Below are 24,403 nucleotides of genomic sequence, written 5' to 3'. Positions count from 1 at the left end.
ATACATAACTTACGAGGAGTTGCAGCGATGTTAAACATAAAATACGATATTGTAGGTTCTTTTTTAAGACCCGATGAAATTAAGATTGCCCGTGCAAAATATTTCAATGGAGAAATCGATTTAACCGCATTAAGAGAAGTAGAAGATCAGGCCATTTCTGATTTGGTGGAAAAGGAAGTAGCGCATGGTCTTAAGTTTGTTACAGACGGCGAGTTCAGACGCAGATGGTGGCATCTTGACTGGCTGAAAGAGTTTGACGGTTTTACTACAAAGCATTTTGATAAAGTAATCAACGGGGTCACGAACAAAATTGAGCTGGGATGTATTGAAGGGAAAATTTCTTATGACAAGAATAAGAATCATCCAGAAGTAGAAGCCTGGGATTATTTACATAGCCTCGCTAAAAAATACGATGGCGTAGAAGCAAAAAAATCTATCTCCGGACCAAATATGATTCTGGTTGATCATTTTCTTCAGCTCGGCATCAAGGATACACCATATTATGGCACCGATATTGACCTCGTTATTGAGGATATTGGAACAGCCTATCAGGAAGCCATTCAAGATTTATATGATCATGGATGCCGTTACTTACAGATCGATGATACGTCATGGACCTATATGATTGATGACACATTCAATGAAAAAGTATCCGCTCTGGGTTATACAAAAGAAGAGGTTTTAGAGTGGTTTAGACGAGCTTCAGCCAAGGCCTTGGAGAAAAAACCCGAAGACATGACAATTGCAACGCATTTTTGTAAAGGTAACTTTAAAGGAAACCCGCTCTTTTCAGGATTTTATGATTCAGTCGCAGAAGTTATCAGCACGATTCCTTATGACGGTTTCTTTGTGGAATATGATGATGCCCGTTCCGGTTCCTTTGCGCCTTGGGAAGTGCTTAAAAATACCGGCGCTATATTTGTCGTCGGTCTTATCTCTACCAAAAATCCGGCATTGGAAGCACATGATGATATCAAGAAAAGATACCTGGAAGCCAAATCCGTCGTTGGCGATAACATTGCACTGTCTCCACAATGCGGCTTCGCTTCTGTGGAAGAAGGAAACTCGATTGATGAGGAAATACAATGGAAAAAGATTGACCTGTTAGTTTCCTGTCAGGATTTTCTCTAAATGAAGGATAATCTCCAGCAGTTGTGAGATGGAAAAAGCATTAGAAAGCTTGGCTGTGCCAGACTTCTAATGCTTTTTCTTCTCTCCGTATTCTAATAGATGCTCTAAGCGCTTATCTCCGCTCCAGCTCTAATAAACGTTCTTTCATCGGAATACCTCCGCGAAATCCTGTCAGCTTGCCATCCTTTGCAATCACACGATGACACGGGACCAGAATCATTACTGGATTGGCGCCGATTGCAGCACCCACAGCTCTTACCGCTTGCGGCTTTTCTATTTTTTCCGCTATATCCATGTAAGAAACTGTCTTCCCATAAGGGATGCTTTGCAGCGCTTCCCAGACAGCTTCCTGAAAAGCAGTCCCTTTTATATCAATGGGTACATTAAATTCTTTTCTTTCTCCGTCCAAATAAGAAATCAGCTGCTCCTTATAAGCATTTATTTTCTGTTCATCATGTACCAGCTCTGCACCTGCTCTTTTTTTCTCAGCCCAGCTTTCTATCTCATCTATTTCTTTCTTTTGAGATCCGACATAGCATAATCCATTATCAGTTGCTGCAAGATAGAACGACCAGCCGTTATGCTCTAATTTCCCATAATAAAGTGTTTCTTCTTGGTTATCTTTCATTACAGACACCTTCTCCCTGTTCTCTTTTCTGAATTGACGCGGTGTTTGTTGATTCTTTTCTTTAAAAAGTGTCGTAAAGCGAGTTGGATTTGTTATTCCGATAAGATGCGCTATCTCCTTCACAGATAAATCCGTTTCTATTAAGCACTCCTTTGCTTTCTCCATCCGAATCTGCTGCAAATAAGCCAAAGGAGTTATTCCTTTTATCTTTTTAAACACGCGATGCAGGTGATAAGGGCTGCCATGAACCGCTTCACCCAGTTCACTTAAAGTAAGGGGCTTTGCATAATTTTCCCGGATATAATTTTCCGCCTGTATCACCCATTCTTCATCCGGCAGACTGCTTCCTCCAGATTTACACCTCTTACATGGCCTGTATCCAGCCTGTAAAGCATCTTCTGCCCTTTTGAAAATGGTAACATTATCAAAGTTGGGAATTCTGGATTTACAAGAAGGGCGGCAAAAGATTTTTGTTGTTTTCACCGCATAAAAGAATTGCCCGTCATACGCTTTATCATTTTTTATAATTGCCTTTCGCTGCTCTGCAGTTATTTTTGTATCCAACGGCAACCACCTCTTCTTTCATTGTACACCTGAAAGATAAGAAATAAAGAATAATCCAATTAAAAAGCAAGATATGAAAGCTTCTACTTTCCTCTTACCACTTGTTTTTGCCTGACTTTCTGCTGAAATAAAAAGGGAATTACTAAATACAAGGCATAAGCAAAAGACATCCAGGATGAAAAAGCAATGATCTGTGGCTCGTTTAAGTCAGGAAAAATCATTTGATAATTTGAAAAAACGAAGCTATCCAATACTAAACCAATCATGGTGCCTACAATTCCAAATCGTATCGCGGCATAATCTTTTTTATCAAATAGAGTATAAAGATAGATGACCAGCGTTAATAGAATGGCTGTTCCAACGAGAAGTGCTCCGGAACTATACATAAATGCATCTGTACCAGGCGGAAAAAGAACAGCTTCTCCAAAAATCCGGAAAAATAAGGTAGCTGCGCCCCAAACGATGGCCCCCCATGCTGCTGTGAACAAATAGGTTTTCATTCTGCTGCCTCCTTCTCGCTTAAATTTGTAAGAGCCTCTATAATCTGTTCAAATTCCTGATATACTTTTTCAACTGGAAAATCTTTTTGCAATAAAGCCTGCATCGCCAAGCCATCCACCATGGCATTAAACATAATTCCCCATGCTTCCATGGAAACACCCTGCACCGGAGATGCCGGCCAAATTTTTAATAGATTCTCGGATAAAGCTTGATTTTCTGCCTGCATAATCTCTGACAGCTGATTTCTGATCGTATCATTTTTAAAACTGGCTGCTGTCATTAAAATAAACAGCTGATGAAAAAAGGAATTATAGGAACAGCGGCTTTTAGCCGAAGCAATCGCCTGCTTTAGCACATAGGTATTACTTTTAGAAATTTCATCCCAGCTTTTTTCACATATGTCCTCGACAATGCTCAAGAGCAGCTGTTCCTTGGTCCGAAAATGGTAATAAATCGTCCCTTGAGTTACCCCGGCTGTATCTGCTACCGCTCTCAAAGTAAACTTCTCCGTCCCCTTCTCAACCAGACATTCCTCGGCATATTGAATTAACTCCTGCTTGCTGACTCCATTAGGTTTTGCCATTCGCACACCGTCCTTTTAGTTATTCAACTGACTAACTTTAAAATATCATAACCAAATACTTTTTACAATGATTCTTCTAGATGTTATTACACGACATAAAAGCCTGTTACTATACCGAAAAAAGAATACCTTTTCGCATTGAATGTTTATACAAATAAATGTATAATAATTCAAAAGCTATCGGAGGGATATTATGCATGATAAGACGATGGAAGAATTATCTTTAAACAATTGGCAGCCTTTATCTACATTACTTTATGACGGCTGGGTGCTGCGATTTGCAAATGGTTATACCAAACGGGCAAATTCCATTCAGCCTATCTTCTATTCCACTTACGAATTGGAACAAAAAATAGATGCATGCGAGAAAATCTATTCAGAAAAAAATTTACGTACCATATTTAAAATTACGCCTTTTATTCAGCCAGAAAACTTGGATGATATATTAAAGGAGCAGGCTTATTCATTAATGGACTATACCAGTGTCCAAACTATAGCTTTAGATACTATCAGCGAGCCGACACTTCATTCGGTAAGCATAGATGAAAAGATAAACAGAGAGTGGCTGGATCGTTTTTGCCAACTTAATAATGTAGAAGAAAAAAATAAGGATACCATGCTGCAGATGCTATCCAATATCATAACGCGAAAGTGCTTTATATCCCTCTATTATAATGAAGAAGTGATTGCCTGCGGTCTAGGTGTTATCGAGAGGGAATACATAGGGCTTTACGATATTGTCACCGCTAGTCAATATAGGAATCAAGGATTCGCCGAACAGCTGATATTGCATTTATTAAAATGGGGAAAAGATAAAGGAGCTAAATACAGTTACCTGGCTGTGCTGCTGAATAACGAACCTGCATTGCGACTCTATTCCAAAATTGGTTTTTCTGAAATTTACAGGTATTGGTACAGAGTAAAAGAAAATAAGTAAACGCCGGTTCTTCTGCCGGCACTGTAGCAACACGTCAATAAGCATAAAAAAGGGATGATTGCATCTATTTTCATAAATACAATCATCCCTGCCTTTCTTTCTAAATGGATAAATTATTTTTTATCGCAGTGTAGCTGCCATTTTACCGCTTCATAACGTTTTGAGGCTCTCCTTCTAAAAACGCCATCGTATTATCAAAAGCAATTTTAGCTCGTGCTTCCATGGCTTCATCTGTTAAAAAGCCGACATGAGGAGTTAAAATGGCATTTTTCGCATGCAATAATTTATAATTTCCTGGAATTGGCGGTTCCATATCAAACACATCAATACCAGCTCCTGCGATTTTGCCGCTGTTCAACGCATCTGCCAACGCGTCATTATCCACAATCGGCCCCCGTGCACAATTAATTAAAACAGCTGTTTCTTTCATCAAGCTTAGTTTTTCTTTAGAAATCAGCCCCTTCGTGTTCGGCATCAGCGGCACATGTAAGGTTACAATATCTGATTGAGCCAATACCTCATCTAAATCCATATACTCCACGCCCAGTTCTACTGCTTCTGGATTGATGCTCGCCTGGTTGGAGGCAACTAATTTAGCACCAAATGCTTTGAATAAACGGGCAGTTTCGATACCAATTTTTCCTGTACCGATAATACCGACTGTTTTTCCTTTGATTTCCTTTCCCTGAAAAGCTCCAGAATAATCAGCCGCACGGATATCACTATTCCCCTGCGTTATGCGGCGATACAAATCCATCACCAGGCCAATGGCTAATTCAGCAACTGCCTGATTGGCATATCCTGCTGCATTACATACGAGAATATCTTGATTTTTTGCATCTGCAATCCCTACATGATCCACTCCTGTAAAAGCAACATTGATTAATTTTAAATTGTCATTTTGATTAATTACTTCAGTCGGATACGGATTATTTGCAATCATGACTACATCTGCATCCCCACTCCGTTTGGCCAGTTCTTTCGTATCGGTTGTTTTTTCATTATAGTAAACAAATTCATGCCCTTTCTTTTGGAGTGGTTCTGCTAATTTTTCAATAAATGAATCTGGAACGTTTAGTGGTTCTAATAATTTGACTAACATATCTGTCATTCAATCCTTTCTGCTATCCTTCTTAGCTGCTGATTTAGTTTTTTAGTCTACATTTTAAACTATCTATTGTTTCATTATAATGATAAACATTATGTTAACTCAAGAATTGACCATCATTCTTTTCGGTCATATCTAATTCATTTGGACATTTCGCCCCTTTTAATCCAGTTATGTCTTAACTTCTGTCCCTTTCACTTGAATACAGTAAAAACCAGCCCGTCTTCATCCCTCTATTCTGCCGGTAACTGCAAATAGCTATTGTATGATGATACACTTATCAGACAGAAGCTGGAAGTGCAACAACATACATTTAAAGGGGATAAAATCATGTATTTTGATCGAATTGATTATTATCACGAGTCTGCTTACGAACCTTATATGCAAAAATTTCAAAAAGACGAGGAAGAACTGACAGAAACAGATAGGAATGCAATTGAATACTATGCCGGAAACCATATCGGCTTCTTTCTGACCTGGATTATTCAACATCAGTTTAAAGGGGAATTGTTAAAAGAAATAGCAAATGAAGATCTCCAGGCTGTACGAAACGAAACAATGTCCGGGATAGAGTTTTTTATTAAACATTATGATGGAAAATTCACAGATGAAGATGTCTCTAAAGAAATTTTTCCGTTTGTAAATGCTTATTATGAAAGATACTATCTGACTGATTATGGATTATGGGTAGTAGATGATTTAAAAGAAGTACCATTTGGTTTCATCGGTACTTGGGAAAATTATCATGATTTTGAGTATACGATTGATTATGCCTATCAAGACTACAAAGATCAGAAACTCTATTTAAACTAAAAGAAGAAGAGCTTCGCTTAAACATATGTCTAAGCGAAGCTCTTCCATTCATTGATGTTTTTTTGAAGTCTCTTGATACGCTTCGTTTTACTTGAGATTCCTAAAACACATTACTTTACCGTTTCTTTTTGACTTATCAAGGCATCCTCCAGCCGATTCACAGCTACCACTAAAGCATAAATAGATGCCGCGGTGATATCCTCATGAATGCCTGCTCCCCAATAAATCTCACCCTGATGGGAAATACCAATCTGTGCACAAGCCTCTGCAGAGGAGTCCTTGCCTAAAGATTGCTGCTCATAAACTTCTAAAGCATAATCGATATCAAAGTGCGCTTTCAACGCATTGCTGATCGCATCCAGACTTCCGGCTCCTTTTCCTTGCAGCTCGATTTGCTCATTTTCTTTTTGGATAGTTAACGTAACTTCCTGCCCTGTTCCTTTATTGAAATAGTAATCTACTAATTCAAAGTTTGGATGATATTCCACATAATTTTCTCTAAAGACCTGATAAATTTCTTCTGCAGAAAGCTCTCTGCTTGTTTGATCAGATACTTTTTTCGTTGCATATCCCATTGCTTCGTTCATTTTATACGGAAGTTTTACGCCAAAGTTCGTTTCCAGAATATAACCGATTCCGCCTTTTCCGGACTGACTGTTGACCCGAATAACATCTGCCTGATAATTTCTGCCGATATCTACTGGATCTACTGGAATATAAGGAACATCCCACTTTTCCGTATTTGTTTCCTGACGGTATTTCATCCCTTTGGAAATTGCATCCTGATGTGAACCAGAAAAGGCTGTAAAGACAAGATCGCCGGAATACGGATGTCTTTCATGCACTTCTGTTCGAGTCAGCTTCTCATACTTTTCACGGATGGCATTCATCTGACTGAAATCCAGTTCCGGGTCAAACCCTTGGGAATACATATTCATTGCTAAGGTAATCAAATCGACATTCCCTGTACGCTCACCGATGCCAAATAACGTACCTTCTACTCGTTCTGCACCAGCTAAAACGCCAAATTCAGCATCACTCACGCCGCTTCCACGGTCGTTATGCGGATGAATCGATAAAGTGACTCCATCCCGATAAGCCAGATTTTTGTGAATATATTCAATTTGATTAGCAAAAATATGCGGCATCGCAATTTGAACAGTGGTCGGGATATTGATGATTGCTTTATGATCAGGTGTCGGCTTCCAAATATCTAACACACTATTACAAATATCTAAAGCATAATCTACCTCTGTTCCTGGAAAGCTCTCCGGACTATATTGGAAATAAATATCTCCTCCTGCTTCTTCCGCAAGCTCTTTCACTAAAACAGCTCCATCTAGAGCAATTTGTTTAATTTCTTCTTTAGATTTCTTAAATACCTGCCTGCGCTGAGCTTCCGAAGTGGAATTATATAAATGTACGATGGCTCTTGGTGCTCCTTGAATTGCTTCAAAGGTTCTGCGTATAATATGCTCTCTTGCCTGCGTAATCACCATAATTGTTACATCATCTGGAATCATATTATTATCAATTAATTTCCGTAAAAGATTAAACTCTGTATCAGAGGCAGCCGGAAAACCAACTTCGATTTCTTTAAAGCCGATATCTACTAATAACTGGAACAATTCCAGCTTTTCTTCCAGATTCATTGGAATAGGCAACGCTTGGTTTCCATCCCGCAAGTCCACGCTGCACCATGTTGGAGCTTTCTCCAAGGTTTCTTTCTTCACCCAGTCATAAGATACTGTCGGTGGCATAAAATATTGTTTTCCGTATTTTTGATGATTAAACATGATACATTCCTCCTCAAATTAAATTGAAATAAAAAAAGCCTCTCCTCTCCAGCAAATTATTTTGCCAGGAGACGAAAGACTTATTCTTACGCGGTACCACCCCGGTTTCATGATAAACCAAATTACCATGCACTTATCCAGATACAGACAAAACTGTCTTATATCCTTCCCGTGTAACGGCGGGGTTCCGTCCTTAATTACTTTCTTAACTTGATTTCACTAAGGCTGCTCTAAGGCGAGTTCCCTGCTTCCCTGTCGTTGCTTCTCATCAGCCAGCAACTTTCTGTAAACAAGTCAGTCAAGTACTATTCCTTATCCTTGCATTCCAATTTTGATATTTTCACTATCTTATCAGATTTATCAAAGAATGGGAAGGGGGAATTTTAAAAATATTTTTTGTTGCTTGTAAATTCATATTGAAATCATCAGCTTGGTACTATTTGTATCAGGTGTTCCATGTCTTTTAAATACCCTTCCGATTTCATAGAACAAAATTTCATTCAGGGAGTTAACGCCCGTAAAACTCCCGCCTAAATAAATTCGTTTTTACTCTCTGTTGGGAGGAGGAGGTTTACGGGCAGTTCTAATAACAGAAGATGCCTAACCTTTTTTATAGCCAGCACAGACAAATAGTCAGCTTACTTTTTCCTGTTTCTAATCTCTTTCTCCACCTTCCGCAATGCTTTTTTAGATCCCCGCTCAAAATCATGCTGCATTTTCAGGGAATGATAATCCTCGAATAAAGTTTCCATATCATAGCCTGCCGGATATAAATTCTTCCCTTTAATCTCTAAGGAGATTCGTTTTACATTCACCGTAATCAGCTCATTTTTATAGAAAACGACCACATTATATTGTGAATCAGCTCCTTCATAGATAATTCCAAAATCATCATATTCCAACAGCTTAACCCGATCTCCTTTTTCATACTCCGTAAATACAGCTGATTTCTGTTTAACTGTCTTAGGCTTTCTAATTTTATTATGATTAACAAGCTCGAAATGATATTCTTTATTATTCATATAATCCTTCGCTTTTTGAAGAACTTGTTCTTTCATATTCATTTTTCTGGAGATCCACAGGGCATTACTTTCTCCTGATTTCCCCATAATCAATTTATACAGCGGCTCCAATGTCTCACTATTAAATTGCATGGCGGCATTCATGAAGTCCGGATGCATTTCTGAAAAACGCTTGATTTCACCATAATGGGTTGTAGCAATAGTAATACTTCCCATTTGATAAAATTCTTCTAAAATAGAGATAGCAAGAGCGGCTCCTTCATTCGGCTCTGTTCCGCTGCCAATCTCATCAAAGAGCACTAAGGAACGATGATTCGCCTGCTGCATAATCTCAGCTATATTTTGCATATGAGAAGAAAAAGTACTTAGCGCATTTTCCATACTTTGATTATCGCCAATATCCACAAAAATAGTTTCAAATAAGCTGATTTCCGTTTCCTTATTGGCCGTTATATGAAACCCTGACATCACAGATAATGTCAGAAGTCCAATCGTCTTTAACACAACGGTTTTTCCGCCGGCGTTTGGCCCGGTGATAATCAGGCTCCTGAAATCGTCACCTATCTCAAAATTCAAAGGCACTGCTTCCCCTGTTAACAGCGGATGTTTACAATTGATCAGTTTCATATACCCGTGATCATTCAACTTCGGCTCCAGGCCATTCGTCTGCTTACTAAATTTTGCTTTAGCAAACACCATATCATATTGGCCAATCAATTCCATATTTATTTTTAACTCGCTGATATTTTCTAAAATCATCCCCGATAAAGTTGCCAGAATTTGATATTCTTCCATCTGCTCCTCTGCTTTTAGGACGGCGAGTTCATTATTTAATTTACTGACTGCAGCAGGTTCAATAAAAACCGTAGAGCCTTTGGAAGAGGTGTCTACAATTATGCCATCAACATGATGCTTATAAGCAGCTTTGATTGGGATTGTATATCGATCATCTTTTTTACTGATAAACGCTTCCTGGATATATTTTTTATACGCACTGCTTTTCAAAAATCGGTTTAAACGTTCCTCCATCTTCGCCTCAACAGTTTGAATATGATTTCGAATTCGTTTCAATTCTTTGCTTGCTGCGGAATCGATTCGATTTCCTTTTATCGAAAAGTCAAGCTCCTCTTCTATACTTTGAAATACAGCCATTGAATTTGCATAAGAGGCTAAAACAGGTGCAAAAAATGCTTTATCGAGCATATATTTTTTGATTTTCCGGCAGCCCCGCAGGAAATCCGATACATTCACTAGATCATCCGGCTGTAAGATGATTCCCTTTTCTAGATTTTGCATGATATTTTCAATGTTGGAAACGCCCAGGAAAGGAACACGGCTATTCGTATTCAAAACGGCCACCGCTTCCGTCGTTTCATTCAATCTGCTTTTCACCACATTGATATTTGAGCTGGGCTTTAAATTATCCATCAACTGCTTTCCCAGCCCGCTGATACAATAAGATCTGATAATTTGTTTTAATTCATTATATTGCAGTTTCTCAAAGGTTATCTCATTCATTTTTTTGTTCTCCTTTACGATATACGTTGAAGTAATCAAATTCCTCTCTTGTTTACAAGGGAGCGTATGAATGAAGATACCTGCCCATTAGATTTCAATACGTATCTTCTCATCCATTTTGAGAATGAATTTTGCCAATAAAAAAAGCCGCAGGAATACCGCAGCTTTTTGACATAATAACCCATCTGTCATATACATCTGTTTCAGAATAACAACAGATAACACAACGAGACAAGACGATTATGATGAGGTGCTTATAAGTTCAGCAGGTATCTTCATAGGTTGAAATAAATACATTACAAATAAAGGGTCTACTCACCCTAATTATTTCCATATTTATTTCGTTTGAAATTATCCTATTTAGAACCTACTACAATACTCACACAGCACACTCCTTATTTATTTAAATAGCATTGAAATCTAATTTATAATCACATTATACAATATTTAAAAATGAAATGGAACTGCAAATTTATATGAGATGTATTTCTTCTTAACATCAGGTCAAGGCATCCCATCCCTTTTCTATTTCAAGTATTGTTTGACGTCTTCTATGGTTTTCAATTCATCTATATGAGCCACTATCGCTTCCAGTGTGCTTATTTCCTGTTCGTGTATCTTTTTCTTTATATCTTCTGAAGGTGGAGCTACGAATTTTGTGATTAATCGAATTGTGGTATTGGCTATACCTTCTGCTCTGCCTGATAGATGGTATTTACCACGGCGTGGATATCCTTTTTGCGGATATCCCGAAAACACCATCAGAATAATCCGCAGGAACACATTCAATTGGACATTTTCGTCTTTATAACCAGATACATCGTATAGAAAAAATTCATAATCAGGGACATATTTCTGCAGATCGGGCAGGAAATCCTTATACCCTTCCAGCAGGTACAAACGAAAGTTCACTGACCATTAAAATCCCCTCTCCAGATTGAATAATTACATGTTTCAAAAATACCTTATAGGGGTATAATAAGAATAGAAGGAAAGGAGTGGATTACAAATGCATGAACAACATAATCATCACAACGCGCATCATTCCGACCATGAACATCATCAAGAGGAGCAGCATACTCATTCCCATCACGATCATCATGAGCATATGATTGCAGATTTTAAAAAGCGGTTTTACATTTCGCTTGTACTGGCGCTACCGATTATTCTGCTTTCGGATATGATTCAGTCGTTCTTTAATTATTCGCTAACATTTGCTGGGGATCATTGGGTGGAGCTGATTCTGGCATCTATTATTTTCTTCTACGGCGGCTGGCCATTCTTAACAGGTGCTGTGGACGAATTAAAACAAAAATCTCCTGGAATGATGACGCTGATCGGATTTGCAATTACTGTAGCCTATGTTTATAGCGCCGCTACTGTATTGGGTTTGGAAGGCCATGATTTATTCTGGGAATTAGCAACACTGATTGCCATTATGCTGCTGGGGCATTGGGTAGAAATGAAATCTGTCAGCAAAGCCTCTGACTCCTTGGAATCTTTAGTAGAGCTGATGCCACAGGAGGCAACGAAAATAGATAAAGCAGGAAACACCGAAGTCATAGCCGTTTCAGAGCTAAAAAAAGGGAATCATGTGTTGATTAAACCAGGCGAAAAAATACCAGCGGATGGTATCATTATTAACGGACAATCCTCTGTGGATGAATCCATGCTGACTGGCGAATCGGTCCCTGTTGAAAAACAAGTAAAAGATGAAGCAATCGGCGGTTCGATTAACACATCTGGTTCATTGACAATTGAGGTTTCTAAAACAAGTGAAGAAGGCTATCTTTCACAGGTGGTTCAGCTTGTTAAAGAAGCACAGGAAAGTAAGTCAAAAACGCAAAAGCTTTCCGACCGTGCAGCAAAATTACTGTTTTATGTTGCTATAACTGCCGGAATCCTTACATTTGTTATTTGGATTTCCCTTGGCTATGGAATGGAAGAAGCGATGAAACGAATGGTAACAGTTCTAGTCATTTCCTGTCCACACGCCTTAGGGCTGGCAATTCCTTTGGTAGTTGCCCGTTCCACTTATCTGTCAGCTCAAAACGGTTTGTTTATCCGTAATCGTGCAGGCTTTGAAGATGCACGAAAAATCGATACAGTTGTATTTGATAAGACAGGCACATTGACCAAAGGGGAATTTGCTGTAACAGATATTATTCCCAGCAGCAATATAACCGAAAAAGAGCTCCTGCAAAAAGCAGCTTCTATTGAAGCACAGTCAGAGCATCCGATTGCTGCAGGGATTGTTGCATCTGCGAAGAAGCAGCAAATAAACTTGACCACACCAGAAGCCTTTGATTCCATAACAGGTGCAGGTGTAAAAGCGAAATTGGAAGGTTCCTGGCTTTTAGCAGTAAGCCCCGGTTATATGGATAAAAATGGAATCCCTTATGATAAAGAAGCTTTTAACCAGCTTTCTGATGCAGGAAAAACGGTGATTTTTGTTCTAGAGGAAGAACAATTCATTGGAATGATTGCCCTTGCTGACCAAGTCAAAGCTTCCTCCAAAGAAGCTGTACGCCGTTTACATGAGCTTGGCATTGAAGCACAGATGCTGACTGGTGATAATCAGACCGTAGCAACCGGCGTGGCCAAAGAAATCGGCATTGACCACGTTATCGCTGAGGTGCTCCCAGACCAAAAAGCCGATCAAATCAAACAGCTGCAGGCAAATAAAAAAAGAACAGCGATGACCGGTGATGGCATCAATGACTCCCCTGCTTTAGCCACTGCTGATTTAGGCGTAGCAGTTGGAGCCGGGACAGACGTCGCGATGGAAACAGCTGATGTTGTCTTAGTAAATAGTGACCCGGTCGATGTTGTTTCCATTATAGAGCTTTCCCGCTTAACCTATCGCAAAATGATTCAAAACCTTTGGTGGGCAGCAGGCTATAATATTATTGCCATTCCATTAGCGGCAGGAATACTAGCCCCTTGGGGCATTGTCCTAAACCCTGCCGTTGGCGCAGTATTAATGTCACTCAGTACGATTATTGTAGCCTTCAATGCCAGGTTATTGAAAAATAAACATGCCTAGAGAAGGCTTTCTCCATGTAGAAAAACGCAAATCAGCTGGCGCGTCTGATTTGCGTTTTTTCTATTCGTTCAATAATCACCTTATATCAGGATTGTTTTTATATTCCAGCCCCTTTTGATATTCCGCTTCCTGAATGTCACCCGGCACCATGCTCCCGCCGGTAGCCCAGATTAAGTGCGTATCTCCATCGGTCACTTTTGAATCATTTTGAACGACATAGGAAGGTCCCATCAATCCGGTAACAGCTGAAGGTTCCAAATGAATGCCCTCTGCATCAGCCATTTCTGCAATTAGACGAAACATTTGCTCATCACTCACCGTATAAATTCCTTCTAACAGCGGCTTCATGACTTTTCCGACAAAACCAGAGGGTCTGCCGACAGCTAAGCCATCTGCGGCTGTTTGATTATCTAATCCAAAGTCATTGACGGAAATCTCATTATGCAGTCCTGTCATCATTCCGACCAGCATACAAGGGGAATGGGTCGGTTCTGCAAAATAACATTTTACAGCGTCACCAAAGATAACCTTCAAGCCAAACGCAACACCGCCTGGGCCTCCGCCGACACCGCAAGGCAAGTAAACATGGAGCGGCTTCTCCGGGCTCACTTGAATTTCCTGTTCTTCGAATTGCTTTTTCAAACGAATAGCTGCCACCGTATATCCTAAAAATAAATCCTTAGAATTTTCATCATCGATAAAATAGCTTTTCGGATCATTTTCAGCTTCTTTTCTTCCCTCTTCCACTGCCTTGCTATAATCAGATGGATGCTCCATAACCTGAACTCCGCGCGATCTTAACAAATCCTTTTTCCATTGCTTTGCATCTGCAGACATATGGACAATGACTTGAAAACCAAGCTTGGCACTGATGACGCCGATACTCAGACCCAAATTACCTGTGGAGCCTACAAGAATCGTATACTGCGAGAAAAATTCCCGATACGTTGCTTCCGTCATTTTACTATAGTCATCTGTTTCAGATAACAAATGATGCTCCTGTAACAGGGTTTCTGCATATTTGAGCACTTCATAAATACCGCCTCTTGCTTTAATCGAACCGGAAATTGGTAAATGACTATCCAGCTTTATGTAAAATGCACCAGGAATTTTTTGACCTGTAATCGTTTCGATTCTGGCCTTGATTTGCTCCCCTTCTATCAGCGGGGATTCAATAATTCCCCCATCCTTTTCCGTTTCGGGATAGGCCTTTGCTATAAAAGGCGCAAATCGTTTTAAGCGTTCCTCTGCATCTTTCATATCTTTTAATTGAAGCGGCTGGCCTTGAAGCGCTTCCTTATTTCCCTTTACATCTGGATTACTCCAATAAAACGGGGTGTAATTTAAGATAGGGCCCAAATCCGGAAATTCCCTGATCCATTCCTCCATCGGTTTCCCCTTTATAATTGTCATTATCCTGTCACCTCTTTTTGAAAATTGTTCTGTTATGCTAGATTATAACACTCTCCACTTAAAACAAATAATTTGATGGCAGGCATTCTGCTATGCTTTTTCTTCGCTTAACCACATTTCCCTCGTTAATTTCATTTGCATAGAATCGATCCATTCCCCTTCAAATTCCAGCTCGTTTTCATTGATGCCGACTTTCACAAAACCAATTTTTTCATAAACATGTCTTGCCCTTGGATTAAATTCCAAAACGTCCAGCGTCAGATAATGAAGTGTCGTGTTTTTAAACACATAATCGATAAGAAGCCGTGTCGCCTCTGTTCCTAAGCCGCGATTTCTCCCCTGTGGACCAATAAGTATTCTGAAATTCATACTATGCGTGGATTCGTCGTATAAATTGATTACTGCTTCGCCCACCAAAATGTCTGGGAATGGATCAATAATAGCAAGGTCCAGACGGTCCGTTTGAATATGCCTTGAACGGTACCAGCCAAGAATATTTTCTTCTTCCTCTTCAAAATCAAAATCCACATCGCTTCCGGTTAATTTTAAAACTTCCTCATCCGTCAGGCATGCTTTTATATGAGGAAAATCTTCTTCCTTAAACGGCCGAAGCGTAACCTTTTCACCTTTCAGCCAAGGTTTATGACTTAAATCTATCATACCGCAGCTCCCCCTTTTTCATTAACATACATGGATATAGTCCTAATTTCCAATGAAAGCAAATCTTTTTCAATCGAAATAACGCAAAGAAAGTCATAGAAAAAGCACCTTGTTATCTGCCTGACTTAACAAGGTGCTCTGCTTATTTCTTGAACGCTTTATATATAAAATAACCAATGATACCAATCACTGCATAAACAGCAAAAAAGACAATAAAGCCCCATAAGCCCATGACGGCATCAGCGAATTCCATATTTCCGCGTTGTGTATAGGCCTGCTGAATCTCCACAGCAAATACAAGGACAACCATTACGGTAAAGGTGTAGAGAAAAGCCAAAATGGCAATACTCCACTTTATTTTAGATAGAATTTTAAAAACAACATAGACAAAAAAGAAAGTTACGATTCCCAGGATGCCAAAAATCCAGAAATGCAATTCTTTATCTGTCATATTCGAACCAAATGTATTGGCAATCACATCATGCATATCATTGATTAAATCGACAATCAACATAATTGCTTCCCTCATAGCAGACTCCCCTCTGTCAGAAAATGCTTATAATCATAGCCTACACGAAAACAAAAAATAATTCCTTCCTTATCTCTTTAAATTTATACAGCTTTACGCAATCAAAGGAAGTATGATAATGGGGAACATGTTCATCTTGGAATAGCAATATATATGCTTATTGTTAGGTGTGAATGTTGAGTTATTTAAAAAGATTATTTATGCCGTACACGATTTATACATAACTCGCTGTATTCATTAAGACCGTATTCTTTAAGAACAGCGCTACTTATCATTTAAATAATTCCTTGGAATCGCAATATAATTTCTGCAATCAATGCCGAACCTATAAATGTTCCTAACATGACTAAGCTTGCCACAACAATCGTTTTCCATCCTAATTTCACAAAATCTGTCCACGAACGGCCGATGGCAATACCGGCATAAGCTAATATAGGCGTTGCAAGTGCGAGAAGCTCGACCTGACTCGTCCATTCAACAATTTTCTCCGAACCTGGCATCCATGGCATAGATACCAGGACGCCTATCAGTGAAATATAAGCAATACTCGGAAAATTAACCGGGATAAGTTCTCTTAAAATAAATCCAGCTAAACAAATCAGTATGAGTGTGATCATCCCAGGAACCGCTGCTAATGGCATAATTTCATAGCCTGCCCAATTTCCTATAAGGGCCGTAAACCCAAAAATAACTAATAATAATGTCCATTCTTGTATGTTTTTTAATAACATCATTAAGCCCCCTCATCATTTAGACGATCTATTTCGAGTCATCACACGGTATATTTTTTCTGTCAGCGGCAAACCAATAAACAGGCTGACCCATAGTCCAGTTGAAAGCGATAATAAATTACTTGCTCCAGCGAATGCGACAATTTGAGTTTCTAAATCTGGAAATGCAGCTATAAGCGAACCGCTGGCTGCTGCCATCATGCTGCCGCTTCCCACACCGGATGCCATGGCAAAAGAAAGCGGACTAAGTGGAGTAATCGTCGCAAGCAGACCGGAAATCAGCCCCAAGAATACGGCTCCAAATACGGTTCCAAAAATATACATCGCCATAACACCGCGGCCTTCTGGAGAGTTAATACCAAACTTGTCCATAATCAATCCAACGTTTGGTTCCCGTCCAATCGAATGAGTCATTCCAACAGCTTCCCGTTTCATCCCCAGCCAAATGGCCACAGGAAGCGCAAATAATATTGTCCCTAGATTTCCTAATTCTTGCAGGAGTAATGCCGGGCCAGCTGCAATTACTTCCGGCAAAGATGGACCAATGATAACTCCGATTTTTGCCAATAATAAAGCAACTCCGAGCACAATAATAGGCTCTGCATTTTTTGATTGCTCTTCTTTAACCAATGGAGTAAAAAATAAAATCAGCCCGATAATTAAGGCATATAGCATAGGTAAAAGTAAAATGACTCCAGGGCCGACCGTGATACTGAATTGTCCAATTGCTTCTGTTATCAAAACAATGACAAGTACGATAGCGTGCAAACGCCAATCCTTCCATAACCCCATAACTGTAGTGGATTTTTTACTCATTTTGGAACCCTCCTTTTTATTAATTATTCAGCAATTCTCCTTTTCTTAATTGCCTAATCATTTCATAGACAGCTGTAGAATCTTTATGATTCTTCCCGTTAAAGCTGGCGAGTTGAAATAATTGATGGGCGGACTGGCTGGAAACCGTCGGGATTTGCTGGCTTTCAGCAAGGTCCCGGTATAAATTCATATCTTTCATCATATTCGCTAAAGAAAATTTCACATCATTGAATGTGTCTTTTAACATATTTGTCCCAAAAACATCCATTACACGTGTTTGCGCAGATCCATTTTGTAAAATAGAAGCAATTTTCTCCTTGGAAACACCCGCCTTTTCGCCAGTAATAAGCGCTTCACTTAACAAGGTGATCACTCCTCCAACAACCATGTTATGACACAATTTCACAATTTGACCTGCACCACTTTCCCCTACGTATTCGATATTCTCCCCCACCGCTTCTAAAACAGGTAATACCTCTGGAAAAGCTTGTTCGCTTCCCCCGGCCATAATCGTCAGCGTGCCGTTATGAGCACCTTCCGGACCGCCGCTTAATGGACAGTCAAAATATTCGATTTCATATGTTTTAGCGATTTCATGCAATTGTCTTGTGATTGCTACATCATTTGTGCTCATATCTAAGATATAAGCCCCTTTTTTCATTACAGAAAATGCCCCCTGCTCTTGATCTGTCATCAATCGCTGAATAACTGAAGGGGCTGGCAGGGATAAAATCATAACATCAACCAATTTTGCTAATGTTCTAATATTTTCAGCACCAATGGCGCCTTTATCCGTCAATGCCTGTACAAGTTCATCATTAATATCAAAAACATGTACATGATAATCTTTTTTTAATAAATTGGAAGCAATTCCAGCTCCCATTAATCCGCATCCGACGATTCCTATATTTTTCACGAAACTCTCCCTTTCCTGGTTGACTTCATTTGAATAATAGACAGACGGAACATCAGGTTTATTAGAATATAGATGTGCATTCCAGGATATGAGCCGTCTATCTATTATCGTTTTATGCTTTAATATAAACAGTTTTATACTCTGTCCAAAAATCCAATGCTGTTGACCCTTGTTCACGAGGACCAATGCTGGATGCTTTTTTGCCGCCAAAAGGATATTGATTTTCAAAATAATTAGATGGGATGTTCACATGTGTAACCCCTGATTCAATTTCACGAATGAAATGAAACGCTTTATTCATATCATTTGTGTATATTGTTGACGAAAGCCCAAATTCATTATCATTCGCCAGCTCAATTGCTTCCTCGTACGTATCTACTACTGTAATTCCTATTACCGGACCAAAAATTTCTTCCCGGTTAATCGTCATTTCCTTTGTCACATTACTGAATATGGTCGGCAAGACAAAATATCCCTTGTCCTTTCCGTCGTCTGTCAAACGCTTTCCTCCATATTCCAATGTGGCTCCTTCATCTATAGCAGAGTGAACGTAATGTAAATAGGTGTTTAACTGCCCTTCATCAATTACCGGACCATTGTCTACGTTCTCTGTAAATCCATCAGCAATAACTAATTTTTCTGCCCGTTTTACGAGTTTTTCAATTAATTCTTTTGCGATGGACTTTAATACAATCACGCGGCTGGTTCCTGTACAACGCTGTCCATTATCTAAAAACCCGCTAATCACCAGATTTTCAACCGTTTCATCCATATTGGCATCTTCAAGAATAATAGAAGGATTTTTCCCGCCCATTTCTGCCTGCATTTTTGCTCCGCGAGCTGTTACAGCTTTTCCAAGTGCCAATCCTACATCCGTTGATCCTGTAAACGATACAGCTTTGATTTTCGGATGATTTCCAATAGCGCTCCCAATCACCCCGCCGGGTCCCGTCACCATATTAATTACTCCAGCAGGTACCCCAGCTTCTTCAAATAATTCCATGATTTTCACACTAATTAGCGACGTATTACTTGCAGGTTTAAAGACTACAGTGTTTCCTGCGATCATTGCTGGAGCAATTTTCCAAATCCCGATGCCTAACGGAAAATTATAAGGAGCTATCACACCAACCACCCCAAGCGGTTCCCGAACAGTGTAGCCGAAGATATCATTATCCTGAGAAGGTATGGTTTCACCTGTCAGCCTGGTTGCTTCTCCGCTAAATTGCTTCATCGCCTCAATCGTTTTACGTACTTCTCCATGTGCCTCCCGGAGTGACTTGCCAACTTCTTTTGTAATAATGACAGCCAATTCTTCCTTCTTGATTTCAAGAAGCTGAATCAAATTGAAAATGACGTCCCCTCTTTTCGGAGCTGCTGTGCGCGACCAGTTTGAGAAAGCGTTTTCAGAAGCTTGTATAGCTAACTCGACATCTTCCTCATTAGATTGTTGGAAAAAGCCTAGTATTTCATCTGTTTTTGCAGGATTTACGCTTACGTATGTTTCATTTGTTTTTGATGGAACCCATTCCCCATTTATAAAATTAAAATACGTATTGCTCATTTCTAAATAGCCTCCTTTGAATGCTTGATATATTTCATCTTAAAATGAAAGCGCTTAAAATGAAATAGGGCGAGCAACAAAGATTACCCATCTTTTTTGTTGCTCGCCACATATAGACGAAAGGCTATCACGAAATCAATCCAATCCAATCCTTCTCATCATCAAATTGGATGTCTAATGCTTCCTCTATTTTTCGTAAACGATAGTAAAGTGTATTGGCATGTATATGCAAATGCTCAGCCGTTTGTTTATGATTTTTATTTAAATGGATAAATACTTGAAGTGTTTCAATAAAGCTTTCATCCAGTGAATATAAATGCTGCAGCTTATCGTGCATAAACATTTTCAGAACATCCTCGTCTACTTCATATAGAAGCCTCTCAACTCCCAGCATAGCATATTCAACTATCTCCATCTGGTGATGTTTGGCATACCCAATGGAACGGATGGCTTCCTGATAGGAAACAGACAGTTCCTTTATATTCGTTTCTCTGCCAATACCATAAATAATCTTCATGTTATTCCAATATATTTTTATTTGTTTAATAAGCTCATATAAACGATTCTTTTTTGGCTCCGGTACAATAACAATTACCTGAAATGTACGCGTAAAGATTAAACTGTCTATTCCCAGCGACTGACTAATTCGCTCTATTGATTGGATAAATCGTTCTTTTTCTATTAATTTGTCTAGCTGCCATAATGATTTATCCTTCCCTTCCATTATCATACATTGCACATTCCAATCTTTCTTCCATTTCACATATTGTAAAGCATGCTGCAGATCTCTATCTGAAACTCCTTCTATTAATTGATTAAATACTTCCTCTCTGAAATGGATTTCTTTTTCAAAAAGCGCATTATTCTTAATCAATTCTAATGCAATGGGAAGGCTTGCCTGTTCAATAGCAATTTTGCTCATATAAGAAAAATCATTAAAGGCTTTTTCAAATTTCAGTAATCCCAGTCTCTCATTTCCTCTTACGATAGGAAAAATATTTTCTTTGTATGGTTCTTCTATCTCACGATCAAACTGGACCGGTGATTCAATAATTTTTTCTAATAAAGCAATGACATTTTCAATTCCTCGCCCTTCAATAATTAATGCATAAAATTGATTATGAATAGCATACGATTGTCTAAGTAAATTATTTTTCTCTTTTAAATCCTGATAAACATTTGAATTATCTATTGCTATTGCCGTTTGATCAGCAACTGCTTCAATAACCTGCATATCCTCTTTAGTAAATATATTATTTCGGCTGAAATTATTGACAACAACCATGCCATAGCAGCGGTTCTTATTTACAATCGGAACAACAAATGTGCTTTTTATTTTTCTTTCTTTAATCCCTTTATAATAATATTGATAATTTTTGGCGGTCATATTTTTCATATAGTCGTCAATTTCTTCCTCCGAAGTGAACAGTTTTGACTTTTTTTCTTGAAACACCCTGCCAGCAATCGATTCACCGGGAGCGAATGCAATTTTTTCAAAAGCTTCCTTATCCACATCCTGCCCTTCAGCAAATTTAAGTGTTTTCGTTTTTTCATCATATAAATAGATAATAAAAACCCCTGACACATCAATTAACTCCGTGGCTGCTATAATAACACTTTTTAGGATTTCTTCTATTTTTAATGACTTTGTCAGCATTTTATTTATTTCCAGCAGTTTTTTTGCTTTATGAATATCCTTAAAATTTTCGTCCATTCATTTCACCACTTTTCTAAAAATCTAAATAAATAATTTATTTATTATCTTATCACAATTACTATAAAATAATTGTGATATTCAAAGCCTCACGATAAAACGCCTCAGTAAATACAAACGCCCCTGGTGTTAGATTTTCCTTCTAACCTCAGGGATCTGCATCAAGATATTTTCATGCGTATAATCGTTATTTTTATGTAATCTTAAAGAACGTCCGAATTGCAGGAATTCCAGTTCTGGATGGCAGACCTCAAATTGTCCTGATTATTTCCATTTCCAGACGTTTACTATTAAGGCGAATGGGGTATTAGTAATGTTAATAGTGTATTTAAGATGTTTTTTTGTATCACATGGATACAGAATGGCAGAACTGTTTTTTTACAAAAGAAAGAGCATAGCAAACCGACTTATGTCTGCCTCAAACACTCTAAAAATACAATGAAAAACTTTCTAGGAGGTAATACAAATTGGGTACATTTAGAAAAGCACATTCAGAAAAATCCAGAGAACATATGATAGAGCTTCTTAATCAGCAGGTAACGGATTTAACGGATCTTTTCATTCAGACAAAGCTGGCACATTGGAACGTTCGCGGACCGCATTTCATTGCTTATCATGAGTTTTTCGATGATTTGGCTGGAGAAATTCCAGAGTTGATTGACTCTGTCGCTGAACAAGCTGCGAGTTTGGGCGGTTCTGCCGGCAAACCGGTACAATTTATTGCATCAGAAACTAGATTGCCTGCCTGGGAGCTTCAAAATACTAAAGACATTTTAGTGCTTGAAAACCTGACAGAACGCTGGGCAATTGTAGCTAATAATATCCGGGAAGATATTGAAACTTCTGCTGATGAAGATCCGGATACCTCTGATTTATTTACCGAAGTATCCCGAAAATTGGACAAAAGCCTCTGGTTCTTAGAATCTCATCTGACAGATGGTAGTTCAGAATAATCGAGTAGGGAAAAGCTAAATAACTTTTCGCCCCTCTCACACCACCGTACGTACGGTTCCGTATACGGCGGTTCAATAGTTTGAGTGTACGAACTGGTATTGAAGAGCGATATCTTTATATCCTCTCGATGCCAGTTCTTTATCTGTCAATGAACGGTGGAGTACATAGCTACTCGATATGACCCAGTAGCCTTTTCTTGTATTCGACCATTCATAAGCTTTCCGTTTATCGATACCTAAATGAATTAGATTCTTTCTTTTGGTACGTGGATTTTTCCACTGTTTCCAAATGTACTGTCTAATTCTTCGCTTCAGCCACCCGTTTAGATTCTTCATAAATCCTTTCATTTCTCCTATGCCATAGTAGTTTATCCACCCTGTCATCAGTTGCCGGATTTCTTTTAGAATCACATCGATACTTCGTCCACGATTACGTTTCGTAATTCGTTTGAGTTTCTGTTTAACGGTCACTTTTGCTTTATAATGCGGACGGATTTGAACACCTTTCTTTGTAACGAGGAGACAGAAGCCTAGAAACTTTCGTCTCAAAGGACTTCCTACTGCGTTCTCCCGATTCACTGTAAGACTTAAATCCTTCTCGAGAAATTTCGTCACACTCTTCATGACGCGCTGACCTGCTCTTTTACTCTTCACGTAAATGTTACAGTCATCTGCGTAACGTACGAATCGATGTCCTCGTTTTTCCAGTAATTGGTCTAACTCGTTTAAGTAAATATTACTGAGTAACGGCGACAGGTTTCCCCCTTGAGGCGTTCCTTCCTCTGATTTTTCAAAAATGCCGTCAATCATGATTCCACTTAATAAATATTGTCTTATCAAGCGTAGTACTCGTTTATCCGTTATCCGTTTTTCCACAAAGTACATTAGTTTATCATGATTTACTGTATCGAAGTAGGCTTTCATATCCAAGTCCACCACATATTTGTACCCTTGTTCGTAGTACGATTTTGCCCGTATGATGGCTTGATGTGCACTACGTTTTGGGCGAAACCCAAAACTATTATCGGAGAACGTCGGTTCAAATATGGGCTGTAACACTTGGTTTATTGCTTGTTGAAGCATTCGGTCAATAACGGTAGGAATTCCCAGTTTTCTTGTTCCACCATCTTCTTTGTCTATTTCAACCCGCAATACGGGTTGAGGTTTATATTTCCCAAGATACAACTGTGTTAATAATTCTTCCCTGTGTTCCCTCAAGTATGGAAGCAGCTGGTCGTATGTCATACCATCCACTCCGGCTGCTCCCTTATTTCTGACCACTTGAAGATAAGCTTGATTCAGATTGTTCCTTGACAGGATTCTTTCAAACAGATTGGATACACCATTTTGATTGTTCTTCTCACCATGAAAGGCACTATGCACTTCGACATACCCTTCATGTTCCACACTATCTCTCTGTCGATAGCCAGATTCTCCTGTTTTCTGCAGTTCTCGCACCT

At 39.0% G+C, this 24,403-nt stretch carries 20 protein-coding genes, 2 pseudogenes and 1 other annotated feature; of the genes and pseudogenes, 5 read left to right on the top strand and 17 right to left on the bottom strand.

Features of this window, described 5'->3' with window-relative positions; translation table 11 throughout:
- Positions 1-27 precede the first annotated feature (27 nt).
- Positions 28-1,131 (top strand): 5-methyltetrahydropteroyltriglutamate--homocysteine S-methyltransferase, encoded by a 1,104-nt coding sequence (locus MKY65_RS08605; protein WP_339184023.1) that lies wholly within the window; start codon positions 28-30, stop codon positions 1,129-1,131.
- A 112-nt stretch (positions 1,132-1,243) separates the two neighbouring features.
- On the opposite strand, the pseudogene MKY65_RS08600 reads toward MKY65_RS08605, so the two are convergent.
- The 4 genes and pseudogenes from MKY65_RS08600 to MKY65_RS08585 all read right to left on the bottom strand — a co-directional run.
- Positions 1,244-1,726 (bottom strand): annotated as a pseudogene (locus MKY65_RS08600) (methylated-DNA--[protein]-cysteine S-methyltransferase); the annotation flags it as partial.
- A gap of 51 nt (positions 1,727-1,777) precedes the next feature.
- Positions 1,778-2,329: pseudogene (locus MKY65_RS08595) on the bottom strand (bifunctional transcriptional activator/DNA repair enzyme AdaA); the annotation flags it as partial.
- A 77-nt stretch (positions 2,330-2,406) separates the two neighbouring features.
- Positions 2,407-2,823, bottom strand: a complete 417-nt coding sequence (locus MKY65_RS08590) for a DUF5367 family protein (protein ID WP_339184021.1) — start codon at positions 2,821-2,823, stop codon at positions 2,407-2,409.
- The gene (locus MKY65_RS08585) at positions 2,820-3,407 is read right to left on the bottom strand and encodes a TetR/AcrR family transcriptional regulator (protein ID WP_339184020.1); all 588 of its coding nucleotides are present in this window, start codon (positions 3,405-3,407) and stop codon (positions 2,820-2,822) included. The genes MKY65_RS08590 and MKY65_RS08585 overlap by 4 nt, the downstream gene beginning before the upstream one ends.
- Before the next feature lie 193 nt (positions 3,408-3,600).
- On the opposite strand from MKY65_RS08585, the gene MKY65_RS08580 reads away from it, so the two are divergent.
- Positions 3,601-4,344 (top strand): GNAT family N-acetyltransferase, encoded by a 744-nt coding sequence (locus MKY65_RS08580; protein WP_339184019.1) that lies wholly within the window; start codon positions 3,601-3,603, stop codon positions 4,342-4,344.
- 142 nt (positions 4,345-4,486) lie between these two features.
- On the opposite strand, the gene MKY65_RS08575 is transcribed toward MKY65_RS08580, so the two are convergent.
- The gene (locus MKY65_RS08575; RefSeq protein ID WP_339184018.1) at positions 4,487-5,455 is read right to left on the bottom strand and encodes a 2-hydroxyacid dehydrogenase; all 969 of its coding nucleotides are present in this window, start codon (positions 5,453-5,455) and stop codon (positions 4,487-4,489) included.
- A gap of 327 nt (positions 5,456-5,782) precedes the next feature.
- Here MKY65_RS08575 and MKY65_RS08570 point away from each other — a divergent pair, with 327 nt between their 5' ends.
- Positions 5,783-6,265, top strand: a complete 483-nt coding sequence (locus MKY65_RS08570) for a hypothetical protein (RefSeq protein WP_339184017.1) — start codon at positions 5,783-5,785, stop codon at positions 6,263-6,265.
- A 110-nt stretch (positions 6,266-6,375) separates the two neighbouring features.
- On the opposite strand, the gene MKY65_RS08565 is transcribed toward MKY65_RS08570, so the two are convergent.
- The 3 genes from MKY65_RS08565 to MKY65_RS08555 all read right to left on the bottom strand — a co-directional run bounded on the left by MKY65_RS08565 (position 6,376) and on the right by MKY65_RS08555 (position 11,513).
- Positions 6,376-8,061: a 2-isopropylmalate synthase gene (locus MKY65_RS08565; RefSeq protein ID WP_339184016.1), complete on the bottom strand. Its 1,686-nt coding sequence runs from the start codon at positions 8,059-8,061 to the stop codon at positions 6,376-6,378.
- Positions 8,062-8,125: 64 nt separating this feature from the next.
- Positions 8,126-8,389, bottom strand: a binding site (T-box leader).
- Positions 8,390-8,699: 310 nt separating this feature from the next.
- Entirely contained in the window at positions 8,700-10,601 is a 1,902-nt protein-coding gene (locus MKY65_RS08560) for an endonuclease MutS2 (RefSeq protein ID WP_339184015.1), read from the bottom strand.
- A gap of 525 nt (positions 10,602-11,126) precedes the next feature.
- Positions 11,127-11,513: a hypothetical protein gene (locus tag MKY65_RS08555; protein ID WP_339184013.1), complete on the bottom strand. Its 387-nt coding sequence runs from the start codon at positions 11,511-11,513 to the stop codon at positions 11,127-11,129.
- A 97-nt stretch (positions 11,514-11,610) separates the two neighbouring features.
- Here MKY65_RS08555 and MKY65_RS08550 point away from each other — a divergent pair, with 97 nt between their 5' ends.
- Positions 11,611-13,647: a copper-translocating P-type ATPase gene (locus tag MKY65_RS08550; protein WP_339184012.1), complete on the top strand. Its 2,037-nt coding sequence runs from the start codon at positions 11,611-11,613 to the stop codon at positions 13,645-13,647.
- Positions 13,648-13,722: 75 nt separating this feature from the next.
- On the opposite strand, the gene MKY65_RS08545 is transcribed toward MKY65_RS08550, so the two are convergent.
- From MKY65_RS08545 to MKY65_RS08510, 8 genes are all read right to left on the bottom strand, one after another.
- Positions 13,723-15,036 (bottom strand): D-serine ammonia-lyase, encoded by a 1,314-nt coding sequence (locus MKY65_RS08545; RefSeq protein ID WP_339185166.1) that lies wholly within the window; start codon positions 15,034-15,036, stop codon positions 13,723-13,725.
- A gap of 114 nt (positions 15,037-15,150) precedes the next feature.
- A complete protein-coding gene (locus tag MKY65_RS08540) occupies positions 15,151-15,720 on the bottom strand; it encodes a GNAT family protein (RefSeq protein WP_339184011.1) in 570 nt (189 codons plus the stop codon).
- A gap of 142 nt (positions 15,721-15,862) precedes the next feature.
- Complete coding sequence (locus tag MKY65_RS08535; protein ID WP_339184010.1) at positions 15,863-16,249, bottom strand: hypothetical protein; 387 nt, start codon at positions 16,247-16,249, stop codon at positions 15,863-15,865.
- A gap of 275 nt (positions 16,250-16,524) precedes the next feature.
- The gene (locus tag MKY65_RS08530) at positions 16,525-16,983 is read right to left on the bottom strand and encodes a hypothetical protein (protein ID WP_339184008.1); all 459 of its coding nucleotides are present in this window, start codon (positions 16,981-16,983) and stop codon (positions 16,525-16,527) included.
- Positions 16,984-16,995: 12 nt separating this feature from the next.
- On the bottom strand, positions 16,996-17,796 hold the full coding sequence (locus MKY65_RS08525; protein ID WP_339184007.1) for a DUF3100 domain-containing protein: 801 nt from the start codon (positions 17,794-17,796) through the stop codon (positions 16,996-16,998).
- Between the two features lie 19 nt (positions 17,797-17,815).
- Positions 17,816-18,889 carry an NAD(P)-dependent oxidoreductase gene (locus tag MKY65_RS08520; protein WP_339184006.1) on the bottom strand — a complete coding sequence of 358 codons (1,074 nt, stop codon included), beginning with the start codon at positions 18,887-18,889 and terminating at the stop codon, positions 17,816-17,818.
- Complete coding sequence (locus tag MKY65_RS08515) at positions 18,825-20,276, bottom strand: aldehyde dehydrogenase family protein (RefSeq protein WP_339184004.1); 1,452 nt, start codon at positions 20,274-20,276, stop codon at positions 18,825-18,827. The genes MKY65_RS08520 and MKY65_RS08515 overlap by 65 nt, the downstream gene beginning before the upstream one ends.
- A 127-nt stretch (positions 20,277-20,403) precedes the next feature.
- Positions 20,404-21,990: a helix-turn-helix domain-containing protein gene (locus MKY65_RS08510; RefSeq protein ID WP_339184002.1), complete on the bottom strand. Its 1,587-nt coding sequence runs from the start codon at positions 21,988-21,990 to the stop codon at positions 20,404-20,406.
- A gap of 467 nt (positions 21,991-22,457) precedes the next feature.
- Here MKY65_RS08510 and dps point away from each other — a divergent pair, with 467 nt between their 5' ends.
- Positions 22,458-22,943, top strand: coding sequence for a DNA starvation/stationary phase protection protein Dps (dps, locus tag MKY65_RS08505; RefSeq protein ID WP_339184000.1), 486 nt, complete (start codon positions 22,458-22,460; stop codon positions 22,941-22,943).
- 72 nt (positions 22,944-23,015) lie between these two features.
- Here dps and ltrA read toward each other — a convergent pair whose 3' ends face one another.
- Positions 23,016-24,401, bottom strand: a complete 1,386-nt coding sequence (gene ltrA, locus MKY65_RS08500) for a group II intron reverse transcriptase/maturase (RefSeq protein ID WP_339183998.1) — start codon at positions 24,399-24,401, stop codon at positions 23,016-23,018.
- Between the last annotated feature and the right edge of the window lie 2 nt (positions 24,402-24,403).

The organism is Oceanobacillus sp. FSL W7-1293, assembly GCF_037969815.1.
GTDB classification, from domain to species: Bacteria; Bacillota; Bacilli; order Bacillales; family Amphibacillaceae; genus Oceanobacillus; species Oceanobacillus oncorhynchi.
Note: the sequence above shows the minus strand (reverse complement) of the source record. Positions and strands in the feature narration are given on the sequence as shown.